Origin of the sequence: Halocatena pleomorpha (assembly GCF_003862495.1) — an archaeon.
Classification (GTDB): domain Archaea; phylum Halobacteriota; class Halobacteria; order Halobacteriales; family Haloarculaceae; genus Halocatena; species Halocatena pleomorpha.
In genome coordinates, this window is the sequence record NZ_RRCH01000010.1 from 13,997 (window position 1) to 25,637 (window position 11,641).

13 protein-coding genes are annotated in these 11,641 nt (G+C 57.7%); 10 read left to right on the forward strand and 3 right to left on the reverse strand.

The features are described from left to right. The first annotated feature begins 348 nt into the window (after window positions 1-348). A complete protein-coding gene (locus tag EIK79_RS05200) occupies window positions 349-1,296 on the forward strand; it encodes an HFX_2341 family transcriptional regulator (protein WP_124954066.1) in 948 nt (315 codons plus the stop codon). 134 nt (window positions 1,297-1,430) lie between these two features. Here the strand turns inward: EIK79_RS05200 and EIK79_RS05205 are convergent, their stop codons facing one another. Further along, on the reverse strand, window positions 1,431-2,138 hold the full coding sequence (locus tag EIK79_RS05205; protein WP_124954067.1) for a DUF1405 domain-containing protein: 708 nt from the start codon (window positions 2,136-2,138) through the stop codon (window positions 1,431-1,433). 157 nt (window positions 2,139-2,295) lie between these two features. On the opposite strand from EIK79_RS05205, the gene pdxS reads away from it, so the two are divergent. Together pdxS and EIK79_RS05215 are read left to right on the forward strand one after the other, a co-directional pair. Then, window positions 2,296-3,204, forward strand: coding sequence for a pyridoxal 5'-phosphate synthase lyase subunit PdxS (gene pdxS / locus EIK79_RS05210; RefSeq protein ID WP_124954068.1), 909 nt, complete (start codon window positions 2,296-2,298; stop codon window positions 3,202-3,204). Between the two features lie 114 nt (window positions 3,205-3,318). Next, the gene (locus EIK79_RS05215) at window positions 3,319-4,284 is read left to right on the forward strand and encodes a hypothetical protein (protein WP_124954069.1); all 966 of its coding nucleotides are present in this window, start codon (window positions 3,319-3,321) and stop codon (window positions 4,282-4,284) included. Here EIK79_RS05215 and EIK79_RS05220 read toward each other — a convergent pair whose 3' ends face one another. Continuing rightward, complete coding sequence (locus EIK79_RS05220; protein WP_124954070.1) at window positions 4,285-5,166, reverse strand: homoserine kinase; 882 nt, start codon at window positions 5,164-5,166, stop codon at window positions 4,285-4,287. Window positions 5,167-5,496: 330 nt separating this feature from the next. On the opposite strand from EIK79_RS05220, the gene EIK79_RS05225 reads away from it, so the two are divergent. Then, window positions 5,497-6,843, forward strand: coding sequence for an NAD(P)/FAD-dependent oxidoreductase (locus EIK79_RS05225; RefSeq protein WP_124954071.1), 1,347 nt, complete (start codon window positions 5,497-5,499; stop codon window positions 6,841-6,843). Between the two features lie 165 nt (window positions 6,844-7,008). Here the strand turns inward: EIK79_RS05225 and EIK79_RS05230 are convergent, their stop codons facing one another. Continuing rightward, the gene (locus tag EIK79_RS05230) at window positions 7,009-7,623 is read right to left on the reverse strand and encodes a DUF6149 family protein (protein ID WP_124954072.1); all 615 of its coding nucleotides are present in this window, start codon (window positions 7,621-7,623) and stop codon (window positions 7,009-7,011) included. Window positions 7,624-7,844: 221 nt separating this feature from the next. Between EIK79_RS05230 and EIK79_RS05235 the strand changes: the two genes are divergently transcribed. The 6 genes from EIK79_RS05235 to EIK79_RS05260 all read left to right on the forward strand — a co-directional run bounded on the left by EIK79_RS05235 (window position 7,845) and on the right by EIK79_RS05260 (window position 11,610). Further along, entirely contained in the window at window positions 7,845-9,107 is a 1,263-nt protein-coding gene (locus EIK79_RS05235; protein ID WP_124954073.1) for an NAD(P)/FAD-dependent oxidoreductase, read from the forward strand. A gap of 68 nt (window positions 9,108-9,175) precedes the next feature. Then, window positions 9,176-9,589, forward strand: a complete 414-nt coding sequence (locus EIK79_RS05240; protein WP_124954074.1) for a DUF7124 domain-containing protein — start codon at window positions 9,176-9,178, stop codon at window positions 9,587-9,589. 54 nt (window positions 9,590-9,643) lie between these two features. Continuing rightward, complete coding sequence (locus EIK79_RS05245) at window positions 9,644-10,504, forward strand: hypothetical protein (RefSeq protein ID WP_124954075.1); 861 nt, start codon at window positions 9,644-9,646, stop codon at window positions 10,502-10,504. Window positions 10,505-10,547: 43 nt separating this feature from the next. Further along, window positions 10,548-10,736, forward strand: coding sequence for a hypothetical protein (locus EIK79_RS05250; RefSeq protein ID WP_124954076.1), 189 nt, complete (start codon window positions 10,548-10,550; stop codon window positions 10,734-10,736). A gap of 39 nt (window positions 10,737-10,775) precedes the next feature. Further along, the gene (locus tag EIK79_RS05255) at window positions 10,776-11,306 is read left to right on the forward strand and encodes a DUF5815 family protein (protein ID WP_124954077.1); all 531 of its coding nucleotides are present in this window, start codon (window positions 10,776-10,778) and stop codon (window positions 11,304-11,306) included. 82 nt (window positions 11,307-11,388) lie between these two features. After that, window positions 11,389-11,610, forward strand: a complete 222-nt coding sequence (locus EIK79_RS05260; protein ID WP_185715517.1) for a hypothetical protein — start codon at window positions 11,389-11,391, stop codon at window positions 11,608-11,610. The last annotated feature ends 31 nt before the right edge of the window (window positions 11,611-11,641 follow it).

Below are 11,641 nucleotides of genomic sequence, written 5' to 3' on the forward strand. Positions count from 1 at the left end.
ACGTACCAAATCGAAAAAATATGACGACGAATCGTTCAGTGAGGCCGTCGAGCCCTCATCGAGAGGCAGTCCCTCCGGCAGCTCCAAGCTGTCTTCGATGGGGAGCAGGTAGCTGAAACGCACAAGACTGTTGAAGCCACCGACCAGAACGACCGCGAAGCGTCCAGTAATGTTTGGGAACAGCGCGGATAACCATCGACGCGAGTTTCGTTCTCAGTGTCACTGTCGCTTCGAGAACAGCCTCGCCGTCCTCGAAACGTACCGGTAGATCCGGCCAGAAGGGCATCGCACGCCCGACAATCGGGCCACAACTGAACGTTTAACCCGCGATCGAAAGAAAGACGAGACATGCAGACGCACATCGTTCCGGTCGGGTTTGACTACGATCGGCTTATCGCGCCGCTCGTCCGGGATCAACTCGACGTGAGTCGGGTCATCCTCCTCGAAGGCGCTGTCGGAAGCGAGGCCAACGTAGAGTATTCCCAACGTCTCGCTGAGAAGCTCGAAACGGATTTCAGAAACCTCCTCGGAGCACAGACGGAGCGCTTTGTCATCGAGGACGTGTACGATTACGACACCGCTTTCGAACAGGCGTACGATCTCATCAACGAGGAACTCGATGGCGAGTCGACAGACGCCGGTTCGGAACCGTCGGCTGACCAGCGAGAGGTGTGGGTCAACGTCTCCTCAATGCCTCGAACAGTCAGTTTTGCGTTTGCGACAGCCGCTCACTCCATCATGGTTGAGCGTCAGAGCGACCGCGAGCGCATCCATACCTACTACACCGTGCCCGAGAAGTATCTCGAAACCGAGCTCGCTGAAGAACTCCGCAATGGGATCGATCTGCTGTCGGAGATCAAGACATCGGAGGTGGCTGACGAGCGCATTGATGAGTGGATGTCCGACGCCCGCACGATGCTTGATGAGTTCGATAAACGAGGGACGACGATCGGCGCGAAACGTGTCGGTGACGGTCATATCCTCGAACTCCCCGTGGCGTCGTTTTCGAACGTCAAACCGTTCGAAGAACTCATCCTCTTTACGCTCGGAGAACACGGCGAGTTCGAAAGCGTTTCCGAGTTGGCCCAAACGCTTGCACGCGATCTGAACGAGGAGTACACCAACAGCTTCCGGTCGAAAGTGATCTACAACGTCGACCGACTCGGTCCCGGCGGGAAAGGCTACATCGAACAGGAAGAACAGGGCAAATCCTACCGCACGCGACTCTCCCGGATCGGTGCGCTGTGGGTCAGGTCACACGCTGACGAAAACGACCCGAGTGATTCTGCGATGTGAATCTTTATCAACTGGGTCATTCCGTCAGCTCTCTGTAAGTCGGTCGTTGCGCTCCGACTGACGTTCGCTGTTGAACGCTACAAACTCATGAATCGCAACGCCGTTCGGTGCAGCGGTCTTAGCGATCTCGACCATCACGCGAGTTTTTTCACACGTACCGATAGTGCGAGAAACGTCGGACCTATTGTCAACACCACCGCTCCGGCGGCTGCCACCTGCAGCGCGGTGACGCCAAGCCACGGTGTCGCGTCTGGAACAGGCAGTATCGTGTGGTGTGGATCACCAACGATCGGATAGAAGTAATCCACGAGGAGATCCGCCGTGTACCACGCCACCGCGACCGCGACCGCGCGGACGGGGAAGTCGGCGTACCGGTGGAGGACGAACGCCTCAACCACCATCAGCAGGTGGCTCCAAAAGAGGAAATTGTACATCGCAGGAGAGAGATATCCCCACGCCGGGAAGAACGCTAACAACACGTACGGCGTCCACAGTCCGAGCTTGATGCAGCCGAAAAACGCGAGTGCATTCATGATCTCGCTCTCCCGGCCGAGTTTCCAGAGCGCGATGCTACAGGCGATGAACAACGTCCCAGCGGGGCTGTCAGGAACGAACGGCCACATCACGACTGGTGTCATGGCAAACTGTGGCCAGTAGTACCAGAAGCCAAACGCCGTTCCGAGCAGATTGATCCCGACCACGAGCCACGCGAGCCGCAACCCGAGGTCTTCGATCGGCTTGGGAACCGGCGTGACGTACCACGGAAGGTCCTCTCGTGGGGGAAGTCCCGCAGAAGACCGCAAGCGGTCGTACCAGCCCGCTACCGCGTCGATGATTGCCATATTAGTAGACACCTTTTCGTGCCCACACCTGTGTCTTCCGTCGTGGGATCGCTATCAATACTCCCCCACGCGCTGCCCACTCAGCACTCCTGTGGCGTGGGGACCAGTGACAGGCATAGACAGACCGGTTAAGTAGGTCCGGGACCGTGCTCAATATATGAACGGCACAACAGATATCTCGGAGCTAAAGCGCGGCACTGATCTGGTCAAACGCGGATTTGCGAAAATGCAGAAAGGCGGTGTCATCATGGATGTCGTCACCCGTGAACAGGCTCGGATCGCGGAAGACACCGGTGCGGTCGCAGTCATGTCGCTCGAAGCCGTTCCTGCCGACATCAGAAAGCGCGGTGGTGTCGCACGGATGGCCGATCCCGGTGCGCTTGATGAGATCATCGACGAAGTTTCGATTCCGGTGATGGGGAAATGCCGGATCGGCCACACCAAAGAGGCCCAGATCCTCGAAGCGAGCGGGGCAGACATGGTCGACGAAAGCGAGGTTCTCACCCCAGCCGATAACGACTACCACATCGAAAAGGAGTCGTTCACCGCCCCGTTCGTCTGTGGCGCGCGCAACCTTCCCGAAGCACTCCGTCGGATCGATGAGGGTGCTGCGATGATCCGAACCAAGGGGGAAGCAGGCACTGGCGACGTCAATCAGGCAGTTACCCACCAACGCGCCATCAAAAGTTCGATCCGGGAGATCGAAGGGAAAACCCCTGAGGAACGAGCAAAGTGGGCCAGAGAACACGAAGCGCCCGCCGATCTCGTTCACGAAACCGCAAAGCGGGGCCGTCTCCCCGTTGTGAATTTCGCTGCCGGTGGAATAGCGACGCCGGCCGACGCAGCACTCATGATGTACCATGGCTGCGATGGCATTTTCGTCGGTTCAGGCATTTTCGGCGCGGAAGACCCCGAGGCGATGGGCCGCTCGATCGTTGCGGCTGTTAACAACTGGGACGATCCAGAACGACTCGCAGAGATCGCAACCGGTGTCGGCCGAGGGATGAAAGGGCAGTCGAACGTCCAAATGAGTGACGAGGAAAAACTGCAATCTCGCGGAAACTAGCCGACCGCCCGAATGCGATCCTGCACAAAGCTATCGATAATATATTCATACAGGTTGTGTCATGATATAACATACCAACGAAAGTTAACGTATCCGTCTCTGTAATCAGCGCACGTGCAAACAAGCGTTATCGGTTCGGACCGAGACGAACGATACTGGTTTCGTGTTCAGGTCGTTGCGCGTCAGGAGTCATACCGTCAGTTGTACGGTGTCCCAGCGAGATTGAATCCGTGGGCGATGCGCGCGCGGTCTCAAGTGACGCGATACACGCCCCATTGGGACGATTGGACCCCACGCGCCGCGGGATTCCTCGTGGATCTGTTTCAACGGGAGGCCGCAGTACAAGAGCACGACGGACGGTATGAATACGTTATCGAATACGTCGGGTGTGTCGTTGCTGAGACACGCTCACAGGCACAGTCCCGGCTCGAAACCCACCTCAAACACGGTTCGTTCCACAGCGTCGACCTTCATGAGATCGACGCCGAGACCGCAAACCGCCTCGAATCCACCTCCGCAACGACGCAGGCGATCGAACACCAGATTGCGGTCCACCCCCTGATCGATGGTGAATACACCCCCCACGTTCCTGAGATCCACCTCAGTGTCGACGCCGGGGAGACGATCATCGGTGTCGTCCGACTGGTACTATCACGCGAGCAACTCACAACGCAGATAGCACGTGCCCGCGAGTACCGCAAGCGTGCGTACGGTTGGGGACGGTTCAACCTATCGCTAGATGTGAGTAAGTACAGAAACGAACGACTGCTTGCGATCTTAAACGCGGTCGGTGACAACGACCACGGAGCACTGATCGGGTCGGTGTCGCTCACCGAAACGCCGGACGTTGCGCTTGCGTTGGTGCTGTCTCACGATCCGGTCGAGCAACTGTTACAACTTGCGACACGCCGGACGGTTCAGGCCGGGGAAACGGCACAGTGGAACGTTCCTCTGGAGGACGCCTCGCTCGACCGATTCCTCACCCACGCTGAGCGGGCACTCGAAACCGAAGCGCCGACCGTCGTTGGTCCCAGTCAGTTTCTCGACGCCGACGAGAACGAGCCGATCACAGTGACGTGATCAGTGAGAACACAACTGTGCGCCCGCTCCGATCTCGGTTTGGTACGCACGCGATTCGACGCCGTGATCAGCGAACGAATCGATCATGACGTTTGCGACCGTCCGTTGTTGCTCCTCTTGACAGATTGCGATGATCGCTGGTCCGGCACCGCTGATCGTGACGCCGGTCGCACCGTTCTCCAGTGCGGTCTCACGAACGGACTCGTAGCCGGGAATGAGATCAGAACGGACGGGCGTGATGATGGTGTCGTGCATTCCCTGGCCCACGAGTTCCGGATCACCACGTGCCATCCCGGCCGTGAGCGTCGCGGCCTTTCCAACGGTGTCGACGACTTTATCAATCGTCGTTCGCTCGGGGAGTACTTCTCGGGCTTCTCGTGTAGAAACGACGACTTCGGGCAGGCAGACGACTAACGAGATGTCGGTCTCAATCTGAGTGATCTCGTGGTCCGTTGCGATAGTGAATCCACCGAGGATAGCGGGGGCAACGTTGTCGGTGTGAGCAGTGCCTGAGACGACCGCCTCACCTTTTGCGGCGATCGGCACCAACTCTTTTTTGGAGCGCTTTCGATCGTACAGATCGTTAAGCGCAACCGCTGCTGCGGCCGCACTCGCCGCCGATGAGCCAAGCCCCGACGCCGGACGAACACCTTTGTCGATCTCGATGTGAGCTGGTGCGTCGAGCGCGCGGGCGACAGCGCCGACCGTGTTCTTCTCGGGGTCCTCCGGGATGTACTGACTACCGACGCCTCGCACGTCGATCGTCGTCTCGTCGGCTTTATTGACGTGCACGACATCCGCCGGGCGGTTGAGGGCAACACCGAACACGTCGAAACCGCTCCCAAGGTTCGCACTCGTCGCAGGGGCCCGGACGGTAACCATGTCATCGCGTTAACCGAGCGGGCGGATAAATGTACCCGAATGTGTCTGTCGGTGCGCGATGTCTCTCGACTGTATGCAATACATACCAAGACGACAATCGACAGTATATCGTATAAATCGAGGAATATGTTTTAATAGAGTGCAATCTCACTATAGAGATAGTGATGACATATGCAGACAGGGATGTACGAGTGTTACGCTTGTGGGGAGGTGTTTGAAACGGCGCACAATCTTCGGCATCACGAGCAGAAAGACCACGTTCCGGATCGGTGAGGAACAAGATGGCTATGGATGGGAATCGACTTACGGGGTGGACACGGAACATTCCGTATGATTGGCATCGTCGGTGGCGGCATCGCCGGATTAGCGGCGGCGTACCGACTACAGCGCGCGGGACACGACGTGCAAGTGTTCGAGGCGAGCAGCGACGTGGGTGGGTTAGCAGCGACGTACGAGACATCAGGGGACCGCATTGAGGCGTTTTATCACCACCTTTCGAAGTCCGAGCAGACGATTGTCGACCTCGCTACGGAGTTGGGCGTCGGGGACCGCGTTGAGTGGCACGTCGGCAAGAACGCCTACTACGTCGATGGGAGCGTCTACCCGATGGACACGCCGTGGGAGATCCTCTCGTTTCCGCACTGGAGCGTTTATGATAAGTTCAGGCTGGGGATGTTGACGCTCGATGTCGACGTACGCGGCGGTGTACCATCGTTCGACACCTACGAGCGGTTGGAGGATTTCGAGCACGTGCCTGTCAAAGAGTTCGCTGTCGAGCACACCACTCAGAACGTGTATGAGACGTTTTTCGATCCGTTGCTCGACGCGAAATTCGGCAGCCGAAAAGACGACGTGAGCGCGGCGTGGCTGCTCGGCCGAATCAAGTTCCGTGGCGAGCGTGATCTCCTCCGTGGGGAGGTGCTCGGCTACATTGAGGGCGGATTCGGCGTGCTGCTCGACGCGCTCGTTGCGGCGGTCGGGAAGGAAAACATCACCACCGACGCGCGGGTGACCGACCTTGCGGTTAAGAAGGAGGTACAGTCGCTGACCGTCGAGACGGAGGGGGAAACGACGACCCACGATGTCGAGGACGTGATCATCGCCACGATGCCGAACGTGTTGGAATCGCTCACCGGCTATCCGTGCGAGATCGATTTTCAGGGATCAGTGTGTGCTGTCCTCGAAATGGACGAATCACTGATGGATACCTACTGGCTCAACGTTGCTGATGACGCTCCTTTCGGCGCGCTCATCGAGCACACAAACTTCATTCCCACCGACCGGTACGGTGGCGAGCATCTGCTGTACGTTGCCAGCTACATTCAGGACCAATCGGAAGACCTCTGGCAGATGAGCGACGAGCAGGTCACAGAACACTGGCTATCAGGGATCGAGGAACTGTTTCCGCAGTTCGATCGGGATGCCGTCACCAACGTCCGGATCGCGCGCAACCCCAGAACAGCCCCGATCTACGAGCGCGGCTACCTCGATATGGTGGTGCCGTACGATCTCGGTGCAGAAGTCGGTGATGGGATCTACTACGCAGGGATGGCGAGCCAAGCACAGTATCCTGAACGGAGCCTGAACGGTGGGATTTTGGCTGGCTACGCGTGTGCTGACCGCATCATCGAAGCAGACGATACCGAGAGCGAGCGCGTCGATCCGCTTGAAGCCTGATCGAACTGGGCTGTGGACAGTCACGCACGGACCGCCGGAAGAAAGCGGCCACCGCTCTCGTCTCGATGTCCATCAAGCGAACGCCGGAAGTCGGTCAGTGTAACAGCGACTGATTGCACCCGTTTGTCGTCTCGGGTGTGCAGTTTCAGGAACGTCGAACGGTCGTCACTCCTTTGACGCGTCCGAGGACGAACCGTCTGACATCCCGACCGCATTGCCGAGTTCGACATCATCGGGTTCATCAGAGCCACCGGCAGTGACCTCGCCGTCCTCGGTCTCGACGTACACGTCGTCGGCGTATCCACCGACAGCGTTGGGTTGATCGAGGTTGCCGTCGAGCTCTGCGAGCCGCTCGGGTGTTTTCGGTGCCGCCGGGAGATCGTCGGGACGGAACTCTCCGAGTGGCTCTTCAACGGTGATGTCGTGGGCTTCGAAGAACTCCTCGTACCGATGGTAATGATCGTTGATCTCGGTGACCGGAATCTCCATCATCTCCACCCAGCCGTGGTTATAGAAATCGAAGTTGCCTTGAATGTGGGTGATTTCCCGCGCCTCTGCCTCTGAATAGCCTGCTTTGAGTGCTGCCGTGTACGCGTCGATCGACCCATCAAACAGCCCGTTCAAATGGTCGCGCCGCTCGGTACGGTGGTCCTCGTCGGCCTTCTTGAGGAAGATGTTGGTGTGGAGACGAACCAATCCAGCGTGGGTGAGCGAGCGAAGCCCCGGAAGCGTCAACGCCTGTTTCGTGGCCCAATGACGGGCGTTTTGCCTGATTTTCATTATCCGAGGCTACGGGATACGCACACATCAATGTGACCGAGACTGCGTCCACGATGCGACACGAAAATCAAAAATAAACTTATCCATGCGGAATATAGATTTATACCGTCCGAAAGCGAGGAATGGACCGCATACCGTGTGATCGCTCGATCGGGATGATAATACATGGTGGATAAGCGAGATAGCAATTCACATTAAGCGCGCCTCCGTATCGGCTTCGCATGGGCACGTCGCACGTAATTATTGGCGACGGCATCGCGGGAAGTTCAGCCGCGGAAACGATCCGCGAGGCCGACCCCGCTGCCGACATCACCGTACTCACCGACGAGGGTGAGGCGCTTTACAATCGGATTCTTATCAAGGAGTTTTCAAAGGGAAAGATCCCAGAAGGACCCATCTCAATCCACCAGCCTGACTGGTACCGAGAGCGAGACATCGAACTCCGGTTGAACACGATGGTAACCCGGGTCGACACCGACGAGCAGGTGATTCACACCCACAAGGAGGAGACGATTGAGTACGATACCTTGTTGGTGGCGACAGGAGGAACACCCGCACAACTCCCCGTTGAGAACAGCGACGCCGACGGCATCCACCACTTCTGGACGTTCGAGGACGCGCGGGCGATCCAAGAACACGCTGCCGACGCCGACACGGGTGTGATCGTGGGTGCAGGGCTGCTCGGCATCGACCTCGCAGCAATCTGTGGGGCACAGGATGTTTCTGCCAACTACATGATGCGTGGGAACACGTGGTGGCGTTACGCGTTGAGTGAGGAGGGTGCCGAAATCATGCACAACGCGATGCGCGAACAGGACGTCACGCCGGTGTTCGAGAGCGGTGTCGAGCGCTTCGAAGTCGATGCGGACGGACACGTGACGGGCGTCGTCGATCCCAACGGTGAGCAGTACGATGCCGATTTCGTCGGTGTTGCGATCGGACTCGACTTCAACACGGAATTTCTCCGGGGCAGCGGCATCGAACTCACTGACAACGGCGCGATCGTGACCGACGAACAGATGCAGACGAACGTCGAGAACGTGTACGCGGCGGGCGATGTGACGTACTTTTACGACACCATCCTCGGTGAACAAGCCCAAAACGGCGCGTGGGGAAGCGCAAAAGAGCAGGGATCGATCGCTGCCACGAACATGGTCCGGGACACCGGTGAAGACGTTGAGGAAGCCACGTTCCACTGGGTGTCGTCGTACTCGATCACTCACTTCGACTTCCCGTTCCTCTCATTTGGTCACCCCACCATCGGGGACGACTTCGTGGAACGCAAATATTCGGAGACAGAGTGGCGACGCGTCGTACTCAAAGACGGGCAAGTCATCGGTGGCGTGCTCATCGGGGATCTCGCGCCACAAACCACCCTCAAACGGCTCGCCCGCCAGGGAATCGACGTGAGCGATCGGACGGACGCCCTCCTTGAACAGACGATCGACATCGAGCAATTCAATCCGCCAGAAGCCGAACAGTAATCGAACAGTTCGCTCGATCGTAGTAGAAGTTCCGAAGGTGTTTTGATCCGGACTGCGTAGCCAGCAGTATGCAAAGCGGTGGGAGCAACGACATGACGCTGGCGTTCGAACTCGAAGCGCTGAAACGGCTGGCGGAGCCGGATGTGGTGTTTACGGACGCCCGTCAGTGGACATCGTACATCGGCGTCGTCTCCGAGAAACCGACGTACGTGGTAACGAACTTCACACGAAAAAAACGCATCCGACAGGACTTTTTCTCCGGTCCTCGGGGCGAACGGGAAAGTCTCGAAAACGTCAAAGAGCAGTTCGACACGGATCGCCACGTGTTCGTCGGCACGAGCGACGAGGACGAAGCCCTGGCGCAGGAAACGGACTGGGAGTATCTCGACATCGAAGACGCGGCTACGGCCGCCGACTGGACGCTCGGGTCCTCTGAAACCCAATCGACTCGGAACGAACCCGAACGCGACGATTGGCCCTGATCCCTCTCCCTTATCGGTATTGTAACAACCCCCCTGCTCGAATAGTCGAAAAAGATGTCACTACAGATTGGTAAGTCGCTGCGCAACGGATTCGATCGTGCTACGAACCGCAACGCTGGACTCCTGTTCGTGATGTTTTTCTTCGTCTCGCTGGCGTCGACGATCGTCACAAACACAGCGACAGCTGTAGCGTACAGGCGTCTGGCCGAGCTGTCTAAAGAGATGTCCGAGGAGCCGCTTCCGGTGTCTGATTGGTTGCTGCCTTCGGTATCAGTTCCGGTGCCGTTCGAGATCATCCTCGTTCTGCTTGTGCTGCTGTGGATCGCTAGCGAGGCTGTTCAGGTGATCTCCGATCGGACGTTCATCAGCGAGGAGACGGAACGACTCCACGAACCGACCCGGTGGATCGGTTGGGCAACGCTATCGAGTCTGGCGTTCGTAGCCTTTTTCAATTTTCTGTTGTTTTTCTACATCTCTTCGGTCGTTTTTCTTGGGGTACTCACCCCGGTGCTCGGCCTGTTCTGGGCGTTGATCGGTGGCGTCGGAACGCTAGTTCTTAGCCTCCTCCTGTTCTTTACTCGCCAAGAGATCGCAACCAGAGACGTCGGTCCGATCGAGGCGATGACCGGAAGTTGGTCGCTGGCTCGCACCAACGAAATCGAACTGTTCGGACTCGGTGTGGTGTTGATTCTCATCGAAGCTGCTCAGAGGTTCCTCGTTCTCGCTCTCGGATCGGTCAGACAACTTTTCACGATTGTCGCTTCCTCTCTCCTTGGTGCTGTGGCATTGGTATTTTTCAGCGCTGTCGTCGCACAAGCGTACCGCCAGCTCCGTTTGGAACGAGAGGATGATGGTTCCGAGACGACTGCGGACTCGTTGGATCCCAACGACGAGTGGGACGATCCACCGCTGTGACGTATGCCAACCGTTTTCGCCTCACATTTCGTATAGAACCGGTATGGCACACCAGTCAGACGATGGCGTGAACGTCGAGGTAGAGGTCGAAGTGGAAGTCAACGAGAACGAGCTCGAAATCGAGGTTGGCGATACCCGCACTGCAGAAGCGGATCTCGAAGTCGAAGGTCTGGAGATTGAAGTCGAAGTCGAGATCGAACGAGAGAACGGAGACGACGAATCCGAGGACTGAGAGCGCGGTCCTTAACCGTTCGCCAACAGTACCGTTCGTATGGCAGAGCCCCGCGTCCCAGGGGGAACAGCGTCCGAACTCTCGTTACCGTGTGGTGAATCGATCGACTACCACGATCTCGACATGGGACTTCGAGAGATCGCGTGTGCGTGTGGGCAGTCCCACGCGGTCGTTATGGATGTTCACCCGTTGAGTCGGTTTGTCCCTGAGGATCTTGTAACAATTCTGAATGATGTCGTCGAAACGACCGACGGCGCTCCCTTTGGAACGATGCACATCATGGGAATGGTCATGGAAGAATACCCCGATCGGGTAGTCAGTGCGGAGGCCAGTGACGACGGCACTGTCGGCTTTACACAAGTATGGCTGACTGATGACCACGCCCGACGCCTCCACGAGGTGGTTGTTGAGCTCGTCGTGGAACTCATGGAACACGCCATCAGTCACACCGACGATGACGACGCGACTGCGGAGTTCGAATCGCAGATGCTCGAATTCGACGTTGCCGCTTTCGTCGATGCGTACCGGACCCAACGGGAGTTCGAGGACGAATACGACACTCCCGCCTGACGTTCAACGAGCGTCTACGGCGATACGACACGTCAAACGAGGGGGTACTGTCTTTATGGTACTCGCAACAGTGTGTATCCGTATGTCCGTCCACCGGGGTGAGTTCGAACGGATTCAAGATGTGATCGCGTCGGTTGAGCCTGACGAACCGCTGACTGCGCGGGAAATCCTCGATCTCCTCGAAGAACACGGTGAGGCGTTCGACAGCACCCACCAGATCGCCACGATTCTCGGCCGATGCGCCGGTTCGGAAGTCGAGGTCATCCATGAACATCCATACCGATACCGAATTTATCCCGACTGAGCACATCGCGTTTTGAATTCGTCCTGTTCCT

Excerpts from the sequence above, each read along its gene's own strand:
- EIK79_RS05200 (WP_124954066.1), top strand. The coding sequence starts at position 349 with ATGCAGACGCACATCGTTCCGGTCGGGTTTGACTACGATCGGCTTATC.
- EIK79_RS05205 (WP_124954067.1), bottom strand. The coding sequence starts at position 2,138 with ATGGCAATCATCGACGCGGTAGCGGGCTGGTACGACCGCTTGCGGTCT.
- pdxS (WP_124954068.1), top strand. The coding sequence starts at position 2,296 with ATGAACGGCACAACAGATATCTCGGAGCTAAAGCGCGGCACTGATCTG.
- EIK79_RS05220 (WP_124954070.1), bottom strand. The coding sequence starts at position 5,166 with ATGGTTACCGTCCGGGCCCCTGCGACGAGTGCGAACCTTGGGAGCGGT.
- EIK79_RS05225 (WP_124954071.1), top strand. The coding sequence starts at position 5,497 with ATGATTGGCATCGTCGGTGGCGGCATCGCCGGATTAGCGGCGGCGTAC.
- EIK79_RS05230 (WP_124954072.1), bottom strand. The coding sequence starts at position 7,623 with ATGAAAATCAGGCAAAACGCCCGTCATTGGGCCACGAAACAGGCGTTG.
- EIK79_RS05235 (WP_124954073.1), top strand. The coding sequence starts at position 7,845 with ATGGGCACGTCGCACGTAATTATTGGCGACGGCATCGCGGGAAGTTCA.
- EIK79_RS05240 (WP_124954074.1), top strand. The coding sequence starts at position 9,176 with ATGCAAAGCGGTGGGAGCAACGACATGACGCTGGCGTTCGAACTCGAA.
- EIK79_RS05245 (WP_124954075.1), top strand. The coding sequence starts at position 9,644 with ATGTCACTACAGATTGGTAAGTCGCTGCGCAACGGATTCGATCGTGCT.
- EIK79_RS05250 (WP_124954076.1), top strand. The coding sequence starts at position 10,548 with ATGGCACACCAGTCAGACGATGGCGTGAACGTCGAGGTAGAGGTCGAA.
- EIK79_RS05255 (WP_124954077.1), top strand. The coding sequence starts at position 10,776 with ATGGCAGAGCCCCGCGTCCCAGGGGGAACAGCGTCCGAACTCTCGTTA.
- EIK79_RS05260 (WP_185715517.1), top strand. The coding sequence starts at position 11,389 with ATGTCCGTCCACCGGGGTGAGTTCGAACGGATTCAAGATGTGATCGCG.